Raw genomic sequence first — 16,612 nt, 5'->3', positions numbered from 1 at the left:
TCATTGAATTGGCGTAGACGCAACCCCGACCGGTGATCGGTCGGGGTTGCGGGCACGCCTCGTCACAGGTTTCCGCGGGCATCCTGTTCACGCTCGATGGCCTCGAAGAGCGCCTTGAAATTGCCGATCCCAAATCCCAGGGAGCCGTGACGCTCGATGAGCTCGAAAAACACTGTCGGGCGGTCCACCAGAGGCCTGGTGAAGATCTGAAGGAGGTAACCGTCCTCGTCGCGGTCCACCAGGATTCCCCGCTTTTGCAGTTCCTCGATCGGAACACGCACCTGGCCAATACGTGCCCGCAGTTCGGGGTCTTCGTAGTAGGAGTCCGGCGTGGCGAGAAATTCGATCCCTTCCTCACGCAGGGCATCGACCGTAGCGAGAATATCGTTGGTGGCCAACGCTAAATGCTGCACACCGGGGCCGTGATAGAACTCCAGGTACTCGTCGATTTGTGAACGCTTCTTCGCGATCGCCGGCTCGTTGAGCGGAAACTTCACCCGGTGATTGCCGTTGCACACAACCTTGCTCATGAGCGCCGAGTAATCGGTCGCGATGTCCTCGCCGACGAATTCGGCCATGTTGGTGAAGCCCATGACGCGGTTGTAGAAGGCCACCCATTCGTTCATTTTGCCAAGCTCGACGTTGCCCACCACGTGATCGAGCGCCTGAAAGATCCGCTTCGGCGCATCCGCACGTTTGCGGTATGCGGAGGTGCGTGCGACATAGCCGGGAAGGTAGGGCCCGGTGTACTGCGAGCGCTGCACGAGAGTGTGGCGGGTCTCGCCGTACGTCGCGATCGCAGCCAACCGCACGGTCCCGAATTCGTCGGTGACATCGTGTGGCTCCACGAGCACGGTGGCTCCCTGAGCGCGGGCATGATCGATGCACTTGTCGACGTCTGGCACTGTGAGCGCGATATCGACGACACCATCACCGTGCCTGCGGTGATGGTCGGCCAACGGGCTCGCGGGATCAACCGCACCATTGATCACGAAACGTATTGCCCCCGAACGCAAGACAAATGAATGATGCTCGCGATTACCGGTGGTGGGACCGGAGTAGGCCACCAACTCCATGCCGAAGGCCGACTGAAAGAAATGCGCGGTCTGCGCCGCATTGCCCACGACCCACCCAATCGAGTCCCAGCCTTGGACCGGGAACGGGTCGGCGTCGGCGTCGTAGTCCACCAACCCCACGAGCTGCCTCAGCTGTTCACCGTCGAGCCCGGCCAGCAGCTCTTCGTTGGTCAATGTGTGCTCGATGGTCATATAGCGGCCTCTCCAAAGCGGTGGGATGTGGGCGACGCCGTGAAAAACGGCGTGCTGCTCATTAGTGGACGCGCACGTTGGCGGCGCAACCTAGGTATACCGAGCTCTACAATCTGGCTATAGAATGTCTAGATATTTCCTATTTAACTATGCAAGTTGTACATCAACAGTCGAACACCGAAGAGATTGCTGGAGAGTGATGCATGGCCGGTTCCGGTGAATTCGACAACCTCGATCAAGCGCTGATTACCGCGATGTACGCACATCCCCGGGCCGGTGCGCTGGAGTTGTCACGGAACCTGCACGTCGCCCGGGCGACGGTCCAGGCGCGGCTGGAGAAACTCGAAGACTCCGGGGTAATCGAGGGCTACGAGCCGCGAATCAATCTGGCGGCGGCGGGATTTGGAGTGCAAGCGTTCGTCACGCTCGAAATCGCGCAGGGAGCGCTGAGCCGAGTGTCCGACGAGCTCGCGGCCATCCCCGGAGTGCTTGAGGCCTACGCGACCACGGGCGATGGAGACGTGCTGTGCCGAGTGGCCGCAGAGTCCCATGACCGGCTGCAGCAGACATTGCTCGAACTGAACCAATCCGGGGTTGTCCAGCGATCGACCAGCGTCATCGCCCTGTCGGTCGTCGTGCCGCCACGAGTGCTTCCGTTGTTGCAAAGCCGCGAGGTCGACCGACCCGCGACCAGAGCGCCTGCCTACCGAAAAACTCAGCAATAGACACCGGAAATTTGGTACATGACTAAACTAAATTGGCAGCAATCAGAGTCCGCTCCGTAGAAGGTGGGTAGGTGACCGACAACAGAACAGACGACCTCGATTTCTGGTCGTTCATCGAGCTAGCAAAGGCTGAGCTCGCACATGAGTGCGGGCCGGAAGGACGGCTGGCGACCGAGGTCCTGCTGACCCTGAACCGAGCCTCGTTGGCCGTGACCTACGACCTGGAATCGGCCGTACACCGCGCCCGCGGGTTGTCGTGGGCGGCATTCCGGTTGCTGTTCGTCACATGGCTCGCGGGGCCACTGGAGCCCAAGAAAGCGGCCGAACTTGCGGGATTCACCAAGGCGGCAGTGTCGAACCTGGTTAAACCATTGATTGCGGACGAGATGCTGCAGAGGACCCCGGCCCACCACGACGGGCGTTCCGTGCTGCTGGCACTGACCGACCGTGGTCGCCGCGAGATGACGGCGCTGTTCGCCGACCAAAACGCGAGGGAGCGGATGTGGGTCGCCACGCTCGCTCCGGCTGAGCAACAGATGCTCATCCTGCTGCTGAACAAGCTCATCGCCGGCCGCAGCGACTTTGACATGCGCACACGCTCGTAACGGCCCGCCACCAACTGAGGCGTCCACCCCCATCGTCAATAGTTAATGTATGTACTATATTGATCCAGTACTGACTCGACGCAGGAGGACCGGTGGCCCACTACATGCAGGTCGGATCAATTCCGCCCAAACGGCACACCCAACACCGCAATGCCGCGGGCAACCTCTACTACGAGGAACTCGTCGGTGAGGACGGATTCTCATCCGACTCAGCACTGCTGTATCACCGACACATTCCCGCGGCGATCGTGGACGCGACTCCGTGGGAGCTTCTCGATCATTCGACGTGTGCGAACCGGCCGCTAATACCGCGGCACCTTCGCCTCCACTCCTTGTTTCCCCGCGACGCACTCGCCCACACCGACGTCGTCACCGGGCGGCGGCTCCTACTCGCCAATGCCGACGTACGTATCTATTACGTCGCGGCAGGTGCCGAATCCCCGCTGTATCGAAATGCGATTGGCGACGAGGTCGTCTACGTGGAGTCTGGGGGCGGACTGGTCGAGACCGTGTTCGGTTGGCTGCGGGTACGCCAGGGTGACTACGTGGTGATCCCCCGCGCAACCACACACCGCTGGGTACCCGAGCCCGGTCAGCCGCTGCGCGCCTACATCATTGAGGCCAACAGCCACGTCGCCCCGCCGAAACGATATCTGTCCCGGTTCGGCCAGCTGCTCGAACATGCGCCGTACTGTGAGCGCGATCTGCACGGCCCGACCGATTTGATTTCCCATGACGCGACCGACGTCGACGTATTCGTGAAACACCGCGGCTCCCAAGGGATCACCGGGACACGCTACGTCTACGCCGAACACCCCTTCGACGTCGTCGGTTGGGACGGCTGCCTCTACCCCTACCGCTTCAACATCTCCGACTTCGAGCCGATAACCGGGCGAGTCCACCAACCGCCGCCCGCCCACCAAGTCTTCGAAGCAAACAACTTCGTCATTTGCAATTTCGTACCGCGCAAGGTCGACTACCACCCGTTGTCGGTGCCAGTTCCGTACTACCACTCCAACGTCGACTCCGACGAGGTGATGTTCTACGTCGGCGGAGACTATGAAGCCCGCAAGGGGTCGGGAATCGCGCAGGGATCGGTCTCGGTTCATCCGGGCGGCCACGCCCACGGCCCGCAGCGCGGAGCCTACGAAGCAAGTATCGGGATGGAATTCTTCGATGAACTCGCCGTCATGGTGGACACGTTCCGGCCACTGGAACTCGGTGAGGCGGCCCTAGCCTGCGACGATTCCACCTATGCGTGGAGTTGGGCGGGAAGGCGGCTGTCGCGCACATGATCTTTAGCCGATTGTTCGACGACGCCGCGCTGTTTCCCCCAGGAAACGCCCCAACCGACAGTGCGGTCCCAGCCCATCGCGCCCATCTCGATGCCACCTACGCCGACTACGTCGGGCCGTTCATCGCTCCGGTAGGTGCTGTCCGCACCATCGCCGCCCTCACCCGCGCGGCTGCACCCGAAACGCCGATGCCGGTGAGTCTCACCTCGACGGGTCATCTCCAACAACTCGGCGAAACCATCTGCAGTGCCATGGATTACCGAGATCTGAACATCGTCAGTGTCGAGGTAGCCATGGCCGAATCGGATAGTGCCGCGGTCGCAACCACACTGCTGGATTCGGCGATTCCCGACAACATCTCGGTCTTCCTCGAAGTCCCCCGCGATGCACGCCGCGCCGATGCGTTATCGGCGCTGGCAGGCCGCCGCATTCACGCAAAATTCCGCACGGGCGGACTCACGAAAGCCGCGTACCCCGACGAGCACGAACTCGCCGCGGCGATACACCACTGCGTGCGTGCCGGCATCGCCTTCAAGGCGACTGCCGGGCTCCATCACGCCACCCGCAACACCAACCCGACAACAGGTTTCGAGCAACACGGCTTCCTCAACATCATCGCCGCCGTGCACGGCGCCCACCACGGCGCTAGCGCGGCCGATCTCGCCGCAATCCTGGCCTCGCGCGACGCGTACGGACTGGCCGACACGATCTCGGCGCTGACCCCGAAGGACGTGGCGCTGGTCCGACACACATTCCTGTCCTTCGGAACCTGCAGCATCATCGAACCACTCGAGGACCTCCTCGGACTCGGGCTGATCACCGCCGACGTGCTGTCACCATCGCAAGGGATAAACCTGTGAATCTGCGCGACTCCATCGACCATCCGTTGTTCGGCATCACCAATCTGCCCTACGGAGTGTTCTCACCCCCTGATGGCACTCCCCGAGTCGGAGTGCGGATCGGCGACCATGTCATCGACCTGGCCGCTGCGCTCTACGATCCCGTCTTCGACAATGCCACCCTGAATCCCTTTATGGCTGAAGGTGCTACACGCTGGGCAGCGGTCCGGCGCGCAATCACCGAGCTCATTCGAGAAGGCACTGTCCCCCCGCCGGCGATCCACCGGCTGAGCGGAGTCACGCTTCACCTTCCCTTTGCAGTGGCCGACTATGTCGACTTCTATGCATCTGAGCATCACGCCTCCAACCTCGGCCGCCTATTTCGACCCGACTCCGAACCGCTGTTGCCGAACTGGAAACACCTGCCGGTCGGCTACCATGGCCGCGCTGGGACGGTCGTGGTATCCGGAACACCCATCGTGCGGCCCAGCGGCCAACGCCGCGCCGCCGACCAAGCACAGCCCGAGTTCGGGCCCAGCACCCGCCTGGATATCGAAGCCGAAGTAGGTTTCGTCGTCGGTACCGGATCACCTCTGGGACAACCGATATCGGTCGACGACTTCGCCACACACGTCTTCGGCGCGGTCCTGGTCAACGACTGGTCGGCGCGAGACTTGCAGGCATGGGAGTACGTCCCGCTGGGCCCCTTCCTCGGAAAAAGCTTCGCGACAACCATTTCGGCCTGGGTGGTGCCCCTTGCGGCGCTGGAATCGGCACGCATTCATCGCCCACCACAGCAGCCCCAGCCACTCGCCTACCTCCGCGAGCGCGAATCGTGGTTTCTCGACATCGACATCTCGGTTTCCTGGAACGGCTGCGCGGTAGCACGGCCACCGTATGCAGAGATGTACTGGTCGCCCGCGCAGATGCTGGCCCACACCACCGTCAACGGTGCCGCTGCACGAACCGGCGACCTATTCGCATCCGGCACCGTGTCCGGTCCTCAGAAACACCAACGCGGATCGTTCATCGAATTGTCCTGGGGTGGAAACGAACCCATCAGCATTGGCGAGCACAGGCGCATCTTCCTAGAAGACGGCGATGACGTGGTGATCACCGCGGTGGCGCCCGGCCCCCAGGGAACCCACATCGGATTCGGCGAAGTAGCAGGACGCATCATCGGACACCGCTGAGCACTCGGCCGTCACGATTCACCACTCACGCCACGTCACCATTGTCGTGCCCGCCATAGCTCAGCCGACAGCGACAGGTTGCGCTTGAGTAGCTCCCCACCATCTGCTCACCGAACCGTTGGCGGCTGCCGATCCACACACGGCATCCCCGTTCGTACGCCAGTGCGAGAAGCTGATGGAGCTGCGCCGCTCGCGGGAGCGGAGTCGCCGGCGAGGTGCGCAGCCAGTTGCTGCGGCTCCCTGGCCACGTGCCCACCATGGCCCAGGCCGCGGGCCGCATGCTTATCGGCCAACGCACCTTGCACTGCCGGCTGGCACGGGAGGGCACGTCCTATCGCGCGCTCTTGGATGAGGTGCGCGAAACATTCGCCAAGAACTCCTGCGAAATGGGCTCTCGGTCAAGGAGGTCTCCGACCGATTGCGATATTCCGAACCCGCCGCGTTTACCCACGCACACACCCGCTGGCGAGGCGTCCCACCGAGCGCGCGGTAAGTTCGGCGGCGTGACGGAAACGCCGCCCGAGGCACGGGAGATCGACTACCGATTCACACTGGCCAATGAGCGCACCTTCCTGTCATGGATCCGCACCGCGCTGGGACTGCTTGCCGGCGGTGTCGCCGTCCAGACCCTGGTACAGCCGTTTCACCATGCGGGTGTCCGGCACGCGCTCGCGGCGTCATGCCTAGCGCTCGCCGTGGTCGTATCGATTGGCGCGTACGTGCATTGGCGCGACGTCAAGAACCGGATGGACCGCGCGCAGCCACTGAAAGGCACCATGCTGGTTCCCCTGCTCGCGATCAGCATCGGGCTGGTGGCGATTCTGGCCTCCGTCGCGGTCTTCTACCGATGAGACCGCACGACACCTACGCGGTGGAACGCACGGCTCTGGCCTGGCGCCGCACCGGATTGACCGCCGCCGGAACCGCAGCGGTGCTGATGACCCACGCACTCATCCACAAACACACTGCCGGAGCGGCATTGATCGCCGCCGCGGTGGTGCTCGGACTCGTGGCGATCAGCTCGGCACGGCACCGCTCGCTGGCCCGTGGACATTGGGCGCAGGACGGCAAGGTCATCGCGCTGACGACCGCGACGATGGTCGCGGTGATTCTGCTGTCGGCGGGTATCTACCTGTCAAATCTGGGTACGTAGGTATACCCGCGTTCTGCGGACCGCGGCCCGTTACCGCCCCATACTTTGTCCTGTTCGGCTCCACCCCATCACATATAAGGAGAACGCTATGAAGCGTGGGCTTGTGGTCGCCATTGGCGGCGCGGCGATTGTCGCCGCAGGTCTGGTCGGCTGTTCGGGCGATAAGGACAAGTCCGAGACCAAGGGCACCACCGTGAGCAACAGCGCCGGCGCGGTAGCGACCAACAGCAGCGCCAAGGTCACCATCGACGGCAAGGAACAGAAGATCGAAGGCGCGGTCGTCTGCCAGTCCTCGAACGGCAATGTCAACATCGTCATCGGCAGCGGAGCCCAAGGGTTCGGCGCCGTGGTGACAGAAGGCGATTCTCCGACCGTGAAGTCGGCGGGGCTCGGCAGCCTCAACGGACAGTCGCTGGCGTTCTCCGAAGGCACCCCCGGTGCCAGCGCGAAGGCCACCAAGGACGGCAAAAAGTACCACATCGAAGGCACCGCCATCGCCGTGGACATGGCCAACCCGACGCAGCCTTCCAATAAGCCATTCGAAATCGAAGTCACCTGCCCATAGCGGTAAGAAATCGCGATCTAGCCGGGCAGCACCGTCGTGTTGCCCGGCTAGTCTGTCTCGGGAGAACAAGGGGGGACACTATGAAACGAGTGTGGGCCGCCGTCGTCGGCGGAGCCATGTTGGCGGCCACCCAGTCCAGCTGCGCCGCCAGCACGCAGATCACGAAGATCACCGATTCCGCCACCAGCCCTGCCAAGCCCGAGCAGTCCAGTACGCCGGAGGGCGGCACCGCGACGATGACGGTCGGCGCTCTGGCCGTGGTAGCCGGGGCCCCCGTCAGATGCGACGCGTATGAACAACGGACGTTCATCAGCGTCGCGAAAGACCCCGATGCTCGCGGGCTGACCCTCACGGGAGAACCACCCGCAATCGAGACCGTCAACCTGGGCGAGGTCAACGGCCTCAAGTTCATGTACTACGAACTGCTCAAGAAAGACGGCGAGAGCGCCACCCTCACCAAAGACGGCAAGCACTACACCGTCAAGGGCACCGTGCGGGGAAGCGATAGCCAGGGGGCGGACGGCATGATCAAACCGTTCCGGGTCGACGTCACATGCCCCTGACGGCAAACAACACCTGCCACACGTGTCACATAGCGCGAACTGGCCTTGAACGCAAGTAGCCCGCCCCTCCGCGTGTCAGCAAGGAACTGCCATCTACCTGCACTAAGGTCCCGAGGAACTGGGTTATCCAGTCCAGGCGAGGAGGTCAACATGCGCGAACTGAAAGTCATCGGCTTATCAGCCGACGGCAAGCGAGTGATCTGCCAGGACGCCAACGGCACCGACAAGTTCGCGATCGACGCCGACGACAGACTCCGTGCAGCTGCCCGGGGCGATCTGTCCCGTCTGGGGCAGATCCAGATCGAAATGGAGAGTTCGTTGCGACCCCGGGAAATTCAGGCCCGCATCCGCGCCGGTGCCACCGTTCAGCAAGTCGCCACCGCCGCCGGAGTCGACGTCTCGCGGATCGAACGGTTCGCCCATCCGGTGTTGCTGGAGCGGCAGCGTGCGGCCGAGATGGCCTCGGCGGCGCACCCGGTCCGCAACGACGGACCGGCCGTCAGCACGCTCGCCGACACCGTCGCCGGTGCAATGTTCGCGCGCGGCGGCGATCCCGATGCCATCGAGTGGGACGCGTGGAAGGTCGAGGACGGCCGCTGGACGGTCCAACTGCAGTGGCGTACCGGGCGGTCCGACAACAAGGCGCATTTCCGCTACACGCCCGGGGCGCACGGCGGCACGGTTACCGCGCTCGATGATTCCGCCCGGGAGCTGATCGACCCGACATTCACCCGCAGCCTGCGGCCCGTCGCGGCGGTGTCCCCGCTGCTCCCCGAGCCCGAGCCCGAGTTGTTCACCGAGTCTCCCGCGCCGCTGCCCGAACCGGAGCCCGCAGTAGCCGAAGAGCACACGGAGACCGAGACCACGCAGGCTCCCGCACCGCGCCGCTCTCGGCGCAGCAAGCCCGCCGTACCCACCTGGGAAGACGTGCTGCTGGGTGTTCGCTCCAGCGGTCAGAACTAAGGGCGCCTCAGGTAATCAGGGCGGTCACCACCGTAGCCAGCCATCCACCGGCCACGCCGATCGCGATACCCAACACAAACCAGCGCAACACCGGACGGTCCCGCCAGCTCCAGAGCGTTGGCGAAAGACCGCCCACTGCAACGATGTTCAGCAGGATCGCCCACAGGGGATGCACATGGATCAGCCCCAGGCTCAGCACCACCACCGCGACCGCGACCACCACGGCCACACACATCGCCGAGACGATGCCCTCCACCCACGGGGTATCGGAGTCGGTCATGGCGCGAGCCTAGCGCGCTCGTAGAACGCCAGCGCCGCGGCGGTAGCGACATTCAACGAATCGGTGCCATTGGCCATCGGGATACGTACGCGCAGATCGCTGGCACGCAGGGCCACGTCGGTCAATCCAGGCCCCTCGGCACCGACCATCAACGCCACCTTCTCGGCCCGCAACGGCGGGATCGCATCAGCCAGCGCCTTCGAGTCACCCGCCGGAGTCATGGCCAACAGCCGGAAGCCACTGTCTCGCAGCCTGTACAAAGACTTTGGCCATTCCGGAAGACGCGCGAACGGCACCAGCAGCGCATGGCCCATCGACACCCGGACGGCCCTGCGATAGAGCGGATCGGCGCAGCCGCTGCCGAAAAGCACGGCGTCCACTCCCATTCCGGCGGCGTTACGGAAGATCGAGCCCAGATTCTCGTGGTCGTTCACACCCTCGAGCACGGCCACCGTGCGTGCCGTCTGCAGCAAGTCGGCCGCCGGGAGTTCCTCGGGGCGACGGGATGCCGCGAGCACTCCGCGATTGAGATGAAAGCCAACGACTTCCGCCATCACCTCGGCGCTGGCCCGGTAGTACGGCACGTCGACCGGTTCCAGATCAGCTGCCAGTTCGCTCAATCGACGGTCGGTACCCAACAGCGCGAGCGGCCTGAAGCGCGAGGCCAGCATGCGCTGCACAACCAATACGCCTTCGGCGATCACCAGGCCCTTACCGCTAGGCAGGTCGGGCCTACGGTCGACGCTATTGAGATCGCGGAAGCTGTCGAGCCTCGAATCGGCGGGGTCGTGGACATCGATAACCAACATCTACGACCGCCTCGCCAAGGGCGTCGGCTCGCATACCGGGGTGGCAGCCGGGGCAGGCGGCACCATATCGTCGGCCTCCGGAACTTCGCCTGCGACAACAGGACACGGATGCCTGTGCAGATACGTCGCACATACCAGCCCCGCCGCCGCCGAGACCAGCCCGCCGACCAACAGCGGCATCCGGCCCCCGTGCAGGTCGGCCAGCCAACCCACCAGCGGACTGCCCAACGGAGTGCCTCCCAGGAACGCCACCATGTAAATGCCCATCACCCTTCCCCGCAGCTGCGAATCCACGGACAGCTGAATGATATTCATCGCCGACGTGGTGAATGTCAGCGCCAGCAGACCTGCCGGGACAAGGGCCAGGGCCACCGAGAGGTAGGTGGGCATCACGCTGACTACGACTTCCGATAGCCCGAAAGCCATTGCCGCGCCGTAGAACAACGTCATGCGCACCTTCTTGGTGCGACGGGCCGCGAAAGTGGCGCCAAGCAGCGTGCCGATGGCCAGCGCCGTGGAGAGCAGCCCGTAGGACTCCGCGCCGCGGCCGAAGGTCTCTCGGGCCAACACCGCGAGCGTCAGCGAGAAATTCAGCCCGAACGTCGAGACCAGAAAAACCGTCAGCATGATCATGAACAGATCGCGGCGGCGCCATACATATGAGAACCCCTGGCGCAGCTGCCCCTTAGCCGCAGGGATGGGCTCGCTCGAATGCAGCTCGCCGGGGCGCATCCGCCACAGCGCGATGCCTACCGCGATGAAGCTGACGAAGTTCAGCAGGAACACCCAACCCGTGCCGATCAGCCCGATCAGCACACCCGAGGTCGCCGGCCCGATGATGCCGGCGAGGTTGAATACCATCGAATTGAGTCCGACGGCGTTGGGCAGGTGCTCCGGCCCCACCATCTCGATGGTGAACGACTGGCGCGTGGGCGCCTCGATCGCCGCGGCACATCCCATCGCAAAGGCCACCGCCATCACATGCCAGATCCGGACCAGTCCGGTCACCTGAAGCAGGCCCACGGTCAACGCGAACAGGGCCATCAGCGCCTGGGTCAGCATGAGCATCCGTCGCTTGTCGTAGCGATCGGCCAGCATCCCGCCCCACACCGACAGCAGCAGCGTCGGCCCGAATTGCAGGGCCATCACCACCCCGAGCAGGAAGGCGTTGCCGTGCGAGAGATCCAGCACCAGCCAGTCCTGGGCCACTCGCTGCATCCAGGTGCCGATAAGCGACACCATCTGGCCGCTGATCCACAGCCGGTAGTTACGGGTACGCAGCGATACGAATATCCCGCCGCGGTCAGCCACGGAAGGTCATTTTAGAGAGTAAGGAGATTGTCAGCTAACCGTTTTCGTTGACCAGCGCCGACAACAGGTCGGTTGCCTGCCGCAACACCGCGCGTTGGTCCGGGGTGAAATCCGCCAGGTGTTCGCGCAGCCATTCCTCGCGCGCACTGCGGTCGGCCTGCACGATATCGGCCCCGGCCTCGGACAGTGAGACAACCACTTGGCGTCCGTCGGTCGGATGCGCCGACCGCTCCACCAGCCCAAGCTCGGCCAGCGAGGCAATCACCCGGGTCATCGACGGCGGCTGTACGCGCTCGCGGGCGGCCAACGCGCCCGGGGTCATGGCGCCCTCGTTCAGCAATGTCGCCAGTGCCGACAGCTGCGTCAACGAGACGGGGGAATCGGCACGCCGGAACCGCAGATGCCGGGCCAGGCGGATCACAACAAGCGATAGATCGCTGGCCAACCGGGCATCTGGGTCGCTCACGGCCCAAACCTTACGGCACGTCCAGGGCTTTCACAGGGACTGAGCCGACTAAGCCCCCGGCCGGTGTCGTCGCCCGCGTATGCTGCGCATCTAGTGGACACCCCCGCGCCCCAACCGCCCCCTCTCCCGGCCGCACTGCTCAACCCGTGGCCGGTCGTCGTCGCAGGTACCGTGCTGTGGCTGATAGCTAACGTGCTCGCCTTCACCGTGCCCGCGTTCGAGAGCTGGCGTCCCATCACCGTTGCCGGGCTCGGAACCGGCGCCCTGGGCACCACCATCGTGCTGTTACAGGTGCGGGCCGCGCGGCGCGGTTCTCGCGGCGCGCAAACCGGCCTGTAGCCGAACCAATCCCGCAACAACCCCGGAAAAGAGGAGCTAGCTCATGCCCAACGCATCACTGCTGGAAGCCGCCGTCGAGATCGACGCGCCCGTGGAAAAGGTGTGGGGGCTCATCTCCGACCTGGACAACATGCCGCGGTGGAGCCCCCAGACCCGCAAGATGTTCGTACGCGGCCCGGTGCAGGCAGGCACCAACGTCATCAACTACAACCGCAAGGGTTGGAAGGTGTGGCCGACCCGCGCCGTGCTGACCGCCGTCGAGCCCAACAAGCGCCTGGCCTGGCACGTCAAGGACAACCTGAGCGAGTGGAGCTATGACCTCGAGCCCACCGCGGCCGGTGGCACCCGGGTTACCGAGCGCCGCGTGCTGGGCGATAAGCGGTCGGCCGTCTCCACCAACCTGCAGAACCTGATGTTCGGCGGCACCGAGGTGTTCGACCAGGTACTGCTCGAGGGCATGCGGACGTCGCTGTCAAAGATCAAGGCCGCCGCCGAGGGCGTCTAGGCCTGGCGCCGAGCGCGAGCCTCACGCGGATTTCCCTCCGATTTTCCGCGTGAGGCGCGCACTCGTTGAGGGCTCAATCGGCTAGATCGAGAACGCCGTCGTCGAAGGGCTCATACAACGGCATCGCGGAGTTGACCGGCTGCGGTGTATCGGAATGAGCGCCGCAGCCGTACTCGATGTGCACCACCCGCCCGTCGGCGGACATCGAATTGGCGCACACTCCGAACGCGACACCCAGCGAGCCAGCCAGCGGCAGGTAGAAGCCGCAGGACCGGCAGACGCGGCGGGTAGCACGCGCCATCTCCGCATCGGGACCCCACTCGCCGTCAAACCATCGCTGTGCGGCGTCGATACGCCCGGCCAGACTCAGCACCTGCTTGCGGCCCAGGCCGATCTCGCCGGCGGTCTCGGTGACCTGCGGATCTCCGCTGTCGGTATATCCGGGCACCAGTCGAGGGTCGTTGGGCGGCGGGGCGAGCAGATCGCCGGGGCCCAAATCGCCCGGACGGATCCGTTCCTCCCACGGAATCCAGTTCGGCGGGCGCAGCGCCTCGGCACCCGGAACAAGCACGACTTCGCTGACGGTCGCGACGGTGGCACCCGGCGCCGCGGCCATCACCACTTCCCAATGCCACCCGCGGTACCCGGGCAGCTCGGCTTCGAAACGGTGGGTCAACGCATGTAGATCGCTGTACTCGGAGGAGGCACCGAGGTACTTGCCCACGGTCTCCCCGCTGAACTCGACAATGGCCGTACGTGCCTGCTCAATACACGTGTACAGGGCGTCGCGGCCGGAGATAGTGATGTCCATCGCTGACCATCTTCTCACCGTGAGGGACAATCGATGCGTGCGGGACGACTACGCGCGGTTCGGGAACCGCCACGGCAGTAGCGACTCCCCGTCTCGCCGCCGCAACCAGGATCCGCGCGATGCCAACTCCCACCCGGGTATGGCCAACTACCCGACGGGCAGCGCCCCGCGGGAACGCCTGCGCGCAAGCAGCTCATCGAATCGCTATCTCCCCCCGCTCGGCGAGGAGCGCCGTGAGCGGGTGCGCCGCCGGCCCCCGCCCGAGCAGGACCACCCGCAGAAACTGACGGTCACCCGGGTTGCCGCGATGCGCAGCCGCGAGATGGGCTCCCGGATGTACGGGCTGTTCCAGAAGGCCGCCACCGCGGACGGCGCCGATAAGTCGGGCCTCACCGCCCTCACGTATCCGGTGATGGCCAACTTCGCGGTGGACGCCGCGATGGCGGTAGCCCTTGCCAACACACTCTTCTTCGCCGCCGCCACCGCCGAGTCCAAGAGCAAGGTGGCGCTGTATCTGCTGATCACCATCGCACCGTTCGCCGTCATCGCCCCGCTGATCGGCCCCGCGCTGGACCGCCTGCAACATGGACGCCGGGCCGCACTGGCCGCTTCATTTGGATTGCGCACCTTGTTGGCCGTGATCATGATCGCCAACTACGACGGCGCCAGCGGCAGCTTCCCGCCCTGGGTGCTGTATCCCTGTGCGTTGTCAATGCTGGTGCTGTCCAAGTCCTTTGGCGTGCTGCGCGGTGCGGTGACGCCACGTGTACTGCCCCCGACCATCGACCTGGTGCGTGTCAACTCGCGGCTCACCACCTTTGGCCTGGTCGGCGGAACCATTGTCGGTGGAGCCATCGCGGCCGGTTGCGAGCTCGCGTTCACCCGGTTATTGCACCTGCCCGGTGCGCTTTTCGTGGTCATCGCGGTCACCGCGGTGGGTGCCTGGGCCTCGATGCGCATCCCCAAGTGGGTGGAGGTAACCGCCGGTGAGGTGCCCACCACCTTCGGCTATCACGGCGACGACGGCGAGCACCCGACGATTCTGCTACGGCGCTCCCATAAGCAGCCGGAGAAGGTCCGGCAGCCGCTGGGCCGCAACATCATCACCTCGCTCTGGGGCAACAGCACCATCAAGGTGATGGTCGGATTCCTCACCCTGTACCCGGCATTCGTCGCCAAATCTCACGATGCCCACGGCTTCCAGCAGCTCGCCATGCTGGGCATGGTCGGTGCGGCCGCCGGTATCGGCAACTTCGCGGGCAACGCCACCAGTGCCCGACTCAAGCTCGGCCGCCCCGCCCTGCTCGTGGTGCGCTGCGCCAGCGCGGTGACGGTGGTGGCGCTGGCCGCCGCCGTGACCGGAGTCCTGGCGGTGGTGGTGGTCGCGACGCTGGTGACATCGGCGGTCAGCGCCATCGCGAAGGCCTCGCTGGACGCCTCGTTGCAGGATGATCTGCCGGAAGAATCCCGCGCGTCCGCGTTCGGGCGGTCCGAGGCACTGCTGCAGCTGTCCTGGGTGCTCGGTGGCGCGATCGGCGTGATGATCTACACCGACCTATGGGTGGGATTCACGGTGATCTCGGCCGTGCTCATCCTCGGCCTGGCCCAGACGCTGGCCAGCTTCCGCGGCGTCTCCCTGATTCCGGGTCTGGGCGGCAACCGCCCGGTGATGGCCGAACAAGAAGGTGGCAAGGTACACGCGTGAAAGCGAAACTGACGGCGCTGGCCGTCGTCCTGGTGCTCACCGCTGCCGCCATGGTCGGGTTTATCACCTGGCGGGTACGCGGGCACCAGGAGGAGCGACCGGAGATCAGCGCGTTCACCCATGGCACCGTGATCCATGCCGCGCCCTACCAGTACTGCGACAAAAACAAGCTGGACCAGTGCGACCCGCTGGGACACACCGTTCAATTGGCTGTCAATGCCCATGATCCCGTACAGCTTTCGGTTGACGGGCGGATCGCCAGGGCGCCATGGATGCTGTCCCGGATCTACGCGCCGACAGGCGACGTCGACCACAAGCGGGCGGAATCCAGTGTGTACCGCGACCACCGGACCGCCGTGACGATACCCACGATCGACGGTGAGGGCCGTCGGCTGCTGGGGCTGGAAATCAAGCTGCCCACGGTGGTTCAGACCGAGACCGGCGACCTGCTGGAAGTGACCCATGCCGTGTGGTCGGTCGCGACGGTCTGGAAGGACTAGCGCGCAGCGCGATACCTCGCGCGCACCCCGGCGTCCAGATGCTCGGTGGCATAACTGAGCGCCGTGCGGCCCATGGCGGCGGCATGCTCATCCAGATAGCCGAGCAGCACCTCTGTGCCACAACGCTTTCCGGACTCGCGGAGCATCCAGCCGAAGGCCTTCTGGACGAGATCACGACGGTCGTCGATCAGCAATGGCGCCATGGACAGCAAGGGCACGGCGTCTCCGCGTCTGATGAACGCGAACGTACCGATGATCCCGACGCGGCGCCGCCAGAGCTCTTCGTCGGCGGCCAACTCCAGCAGCAGTGAATAATCCTGGCCGACAAGCCATTCACCCAAGATCTGCTCGGCAGAGGAATCAACCAGATCCCAGTTGTTCACCCGGCCGGCGAGCACCTGCGCCAGATACATACCCACCCAGGCTTCACGCTCGGCCATTTCGGCGTGTGTGAACTCCCAGACCGCCAGGATGAGCCCCGTCAGCCGGTGCTCATGCACGTCGCTGGCGAGTAACCGCACCACCTCGCCACGAGTGATCCCCCGGAATCGCCGTACGAGCTTGCGCTGCTCGGGTACGGACACACCGAGGAACACGTCTCCCTCGCCGTACTCACCGGGCCCGGTCTTGAAGAACCGCGCCGACTTAGCGGCACGATCAGAATCGCCGGCGGCGTCGAGCGCCGCCATCACATCCTCGGCGCGGACGGGTGTCAGA

21 protein-coding genes are annotated in these 16,612 nt (G+C 64.7%); 14 read left to right on the top strand and 7 right to left on the bottom strand.

Translation table 11 applies throughout. The features are described from left to right. Positions 1-62 precede the first annotated feature (62 nt). Positions 63-1,268 (bottom strand): 4-hydroxyphenylpyruvate dioxygenase, encoded by a 1,206-nt coding sequence (gene hppD / locus MAB_RS04680; protein WP_005083248.1) that lies wholly within the window; start codon positions 1,266-1,268, stop codon positions 63-65. Positions 1,269-1,471: 203 nt separating this feature from the next. On the opposite strand from hppD, the gene MAB_RS04675 reads away from it, so the two are divergent. From MAB_RS04675 to sepH, 10 genes are all read left to right on the top strand, one after another. Next, positions 1,472-1,993, top strand: coding sequence for an Lrp/AsnC family transcriptional regulator (locus tag MAB_RS04675; RefSeq protein ID WP_005083249.1), 522 nt, complete (start codon positions 1,472-1,474; stop codon positions 1,991-1,993). Positions 1,994-2,064: 71 nt separating this feature from the next. Continuing rightward, a complete protein-coding gene (locus tag MAB_RS04670) occupies positions 2,065-2,598 on the top strand; it encodes a MarR family winged helix-turn-helix transcriptional regulator (protein WP_005113318.1) in 534 nt (177 codons plus the stop codon). A 92-nt stretch (positions 2,599-2,690) separates the two neighbouring features. Next, on the top strand, positions 2,691-3,893 hold the full coding sequence (locus MAB_RS04665; RefSeq protein WP_005083253.1) for a homogentisate 1,2-dioxygenase: 1,203 nt from the start codon (positions 2,691-2,693) through the stop codon (positions 3,891-3,893). Continuing rightward, positions 3,890-4,753 (top strand): hypothetical protein, encoded by an 864-nt coding sequence (locus MAB_RS04660; RefSeq protein WP_005113317.1) that lies wholly within the window; start codon positions 3,890-3,892, stop codon positions 4,751-4,753. The genes MAB_RS04665 and MAB_RS04660 overlap by 4 nt, the downstream gene beginning before the upstream one ends. 26 nt (positions 4,754-4,779) lie before the next feature. Beyond that, entirely contained in the window at positions 4,780-5,925 is a 1,146-nt protein-coding gene (fahA, locus tag MAB_RS04655; protein WP_005113316.1) for a fumarylacetoacetase, read from the top strand. 503 nt (positions 5,926-6,428) lie between these two features. Next, positions 6,429-6,776: a YidH family protein gene (locus tag MAB_RS04645; protein ID WP_005091453.1), complete on the top strand. Its 348-nt coding sequence runs from the start codon at positions 6,429-6,431 to the stop codon at positions 6,774-6,776. Continuing rightward, positions 6,773-7,078, top strand: a complete 306-nt coding sequence (locus MAB_RS04640; protein WP_005101748.1) for a DUF202 domain-containing protein — start codon at positions 6,773-6,775, stop codon at positions 7,076-7,078. Before MAB_RS04645 ends, MAB_RS04640 begins: the two co-directional genes overlap by 4 nt. Positions 7,079-7,166: 88 nt before the next feature. After that, a complete protein-coding gene (locus tag MAB_RS04635) occupies positions 7,167-7,643 on the top strand; it encodes a lipoprotein LpqH (protein ID WP_005113313.1) in 477 nt (158 codons plus the stop codon). An 80-nt stretch (positions 7,644-7,723) separates the two neighbouring features. Continuing rightward, complete coding sequence (locus MAB_RS04630; protein ID WP_005113312.1) at positions 7,724-8,206, top strand: lipoprotein LpqH; 483 nt, start codon at positions 7,724-7,726, stop codon at positions 8,204-8,206. A gap of 150 nt (positions 8,207-8,356) precedes the next feature. Beyond that, complete coding sequence (gene sepH / locus MAB_RS04625; RefSeq protein WP_005092707.1) at positions 8,357-9,169, top strand: septation protein SepH; 813 nt, start codon at positions 8,357-8,359, stop codon at positions 9,167-9,169. Between the two features lie 7 nt (positions 9,170-9,176). Here the strand turns inward: sepH and MAB_RS04620 are convergent, their stop codons facing one another. The 4 genes from MAB_RS04620 to MAB_RS04605 are packed head-to-tail and all read right to left on the bottom strand — an operon-like array spanning position 9,177 to position 12,035. Further along, positions 9,177-9,449: a DUF2537 domain-containing protein gene (locus MAB_RS04620; RefSeq protein ID WP_005063622.1), complete on the bottom strand. Its 273-nt coding sequence runs from the start codon at positions 9,447-9,449 to the stop codon at positions 9,177-9,179. Continuing rightward, entirely contained in the window at positions 9,446-10,258 is an 813-nt protein-coding gene (locus MAB_RS04615) for a TrmH family RNA methyltransferase (RefSeq protein ID WP_005091464.1), read from the bottom strand. Before MAB_RS04615 ends, MAB_RS04620 begins: the two co-directional genes overlap by 4 nt. After that, positions 10,259-11,569, bottom strand: a complete 1,311-nt coding sequence (locus MAB_RS04610; protein WP_005113311.1) for an MFS transporter — start codon at positions 11,567-11,569, stop codon at positions 10,259-10,261. A 34-nt stretch (positions 11,570-11,603) separates the two neighbouring features. Next, complete coding sequence (locus tag MAB_RS04605) at positions 11,604-12,035, bottom strand: Rv0880 family HTH-type transcriptional regulator (protein ID WP_005063625.1); 432 nt, start codon at positions 12,033-12,035, stop codon at positions 11,604-11,606. 93 nt (positions 12,036-12,128) lie between these two features. Here MAB_RS04605 and MAB_RS04600 point away from each other — a divergent pair, with 93 nt between their 5' ends. Beyond that, positions 12,129-12,374, top strand: a complete 246-nt coding sequence (locus MAB_RS04600; RefSeq protein ID WP_005063627.1) for a DUF2530 domain-containing protein — start codon at positions 12,129-12,131, stop codon at positions 12,372-12,374. Positions 12,375-12,417: 43 nt separating this feature from the next. Further along, positions 12,418-12,879: an SRPBCC family protein gene (locus tag MAB_RS04595; RefSeq protein ID WP_005091468.1), complete on the top strand. Its 462-nt coding sequence runs from the start codon at positions 12,418-12,420 to the stop codon at positions 12,877-12,879. A 73-nt stretch (positions 12,880-12,952) separates the two neighbouring features. On the opposite strand, the gene MAB_RS04590 is transcribed toward MAB_RS04595, so the two are convergent. Then, on the bottom strand, positions 12,953-13,690 hold the full coding sequence (locus MAB_RS04590; protein ID WP_005083271.1) for a DUF3027 domain-containing protein: 738 nt from the start codon (positions 13,688-13,690) through the stop codon (positions 12,953-12,955). A 37-nt stretch (positions 13,691-13,727) separates the two neighbouring features. On the opposite strand from MAB_RS04590, the gene MAB_RS04585 reads away from it, so the two are divergent. Both MAB_RS04585 and MAB_RS04580 read left to right on the top strand, forming a co-directional pair. After that, a complete protein-coding gene (locus MAB_RS04585) occupies positions 13,728-15,395 on the top strand; it encodes an MFS transporter (protein ID WP_012296358.1) in 1,668 nt (555 codons plus the stop codon). Beyond that, the gene (locus tag MAB_RS04580; protein ID WP_005083274.1) at positions 15,392-15,895 is read left to right on the top strand and encodes a DUF2771 domain-containing protein; all 504 of its coding nucleotides are present in this window, start codon (positions 15,392-15,394) and stop codon (positions 15,893-15,895) included. The genes MAB_RS04585 and MAB_RS04580 overlap by 4 nt, the downstream gene beginning before the upstream one ends. Here MAB_RS04580 and MAB_RS04575 read toward each other — a convergent pair. Further along, entirely contained in the window at positions 15,892-16,584 is a 693-nt protein-coding gene (locus MAB_RS04575; RefSeq protein ID WP_005113309.1) for a DNA alkylation repair protein, read from the bottom strand. The genes MAB_RS04580 and MAB_RS04575 overlap by 4 nt on opposite strands. Positions 16,585-16,612 lie beyond the last annotated feature (28 nt).

Origin of the sequence: Mycobacteroides abscessus ATCC 19977 (assembly GCF_000069185.1) — a bacterium.
Taxonomy (GTDB): domain Bacteria; phylum Actinomycetota; class Actinomycetes; order Mycobacteriales; family Mycobacteriaceae; genus Mycobacterium; species Mycobacterium abscessus.
This window is presented reverse-complemented; position numbering and strand designations above follow the sequence as displayed.

Coding starts and splice junctions, on each gene's coding strand:
- hppD (WP_005083248.1), bottom strand. CDS start 1,268: ATGACCATCGAGCACACATTGACCAACGAAGAGCTGCTGGCCGGGCTC.
- MAB_RS04675 (WP_005083249.1), top strand. CDS start 1,472: ATGGCCGGTTCCGGTGAATTCGACAACCTCGATCAAGCGCTGATTACC.
- MAB_RS04660 (WP_005113317.1), top strand. CDS start 3,890: ATGATCTTTAGCCGATTGTTCGACGACGCCGCGCTGTTTCCCCCAGGA.
- MAB_RS04640 (WP_005101748.1), top strand. CDS start 6,773: ATGAGACCGCACGACACCTACGCGGTGGAACGCACGGCTCTGGCCTGG.
- MAB_RS04635 (WP_005113313.1), top strand. CDS start 7,167: ATGAAGCGTGGGCTTGTGGTCGCCATTGGCGGCGCGGCGATTGTCGCC.
- MAB_RS04630 (WP_005113312.1), top strand. CDS start 7,724: ATGAAACGAGTGTGGGCCGCCGTCGTCGGCGGAGCCATGTTGGCGGCC.
- sepH (WP_005092707.1), top strand. CDS start 8,357: ATGCGCGAACTGAAAGTCATCGGCTTATCAGCCGACGGCAAGCGAGTG.
- MAB_RS04620 (WP_005063622.1), bottom strand. CDS start 9,449: ATGACCGACTCCGATACCCCGTGGGTGGAGGGCATCGTCTCGGCGATG.
- MAB_RS04615 (WP_005091464.1), bottom strand. CDS start 10,258: ATGTTGGTTATCGATGTCCACGACCCCGCCGATTCGAGGCTCGACAGC.
- MAB_RS04595 (WP_005091468.1), top strand. CDS start 12,418: ATGCCCAACGCATCACTGCTGGAAGCCGCCGTCGAGATCGACGCGCCC.
- MAB_RS04590 (WP_005083271.1), bottom strand. CDS start 13,690: ATGGACATCACTATCTCCGGCCGCGACGCCCTGTACACGTGTATTGAG.
- MAB_RS04575 (WP_005113309.1), bottom strand. CDS start 16,584: ATGGCGGCGCTCGACGCCGCCGGCGATTCTGATCGTGCCGCTAAGTCG.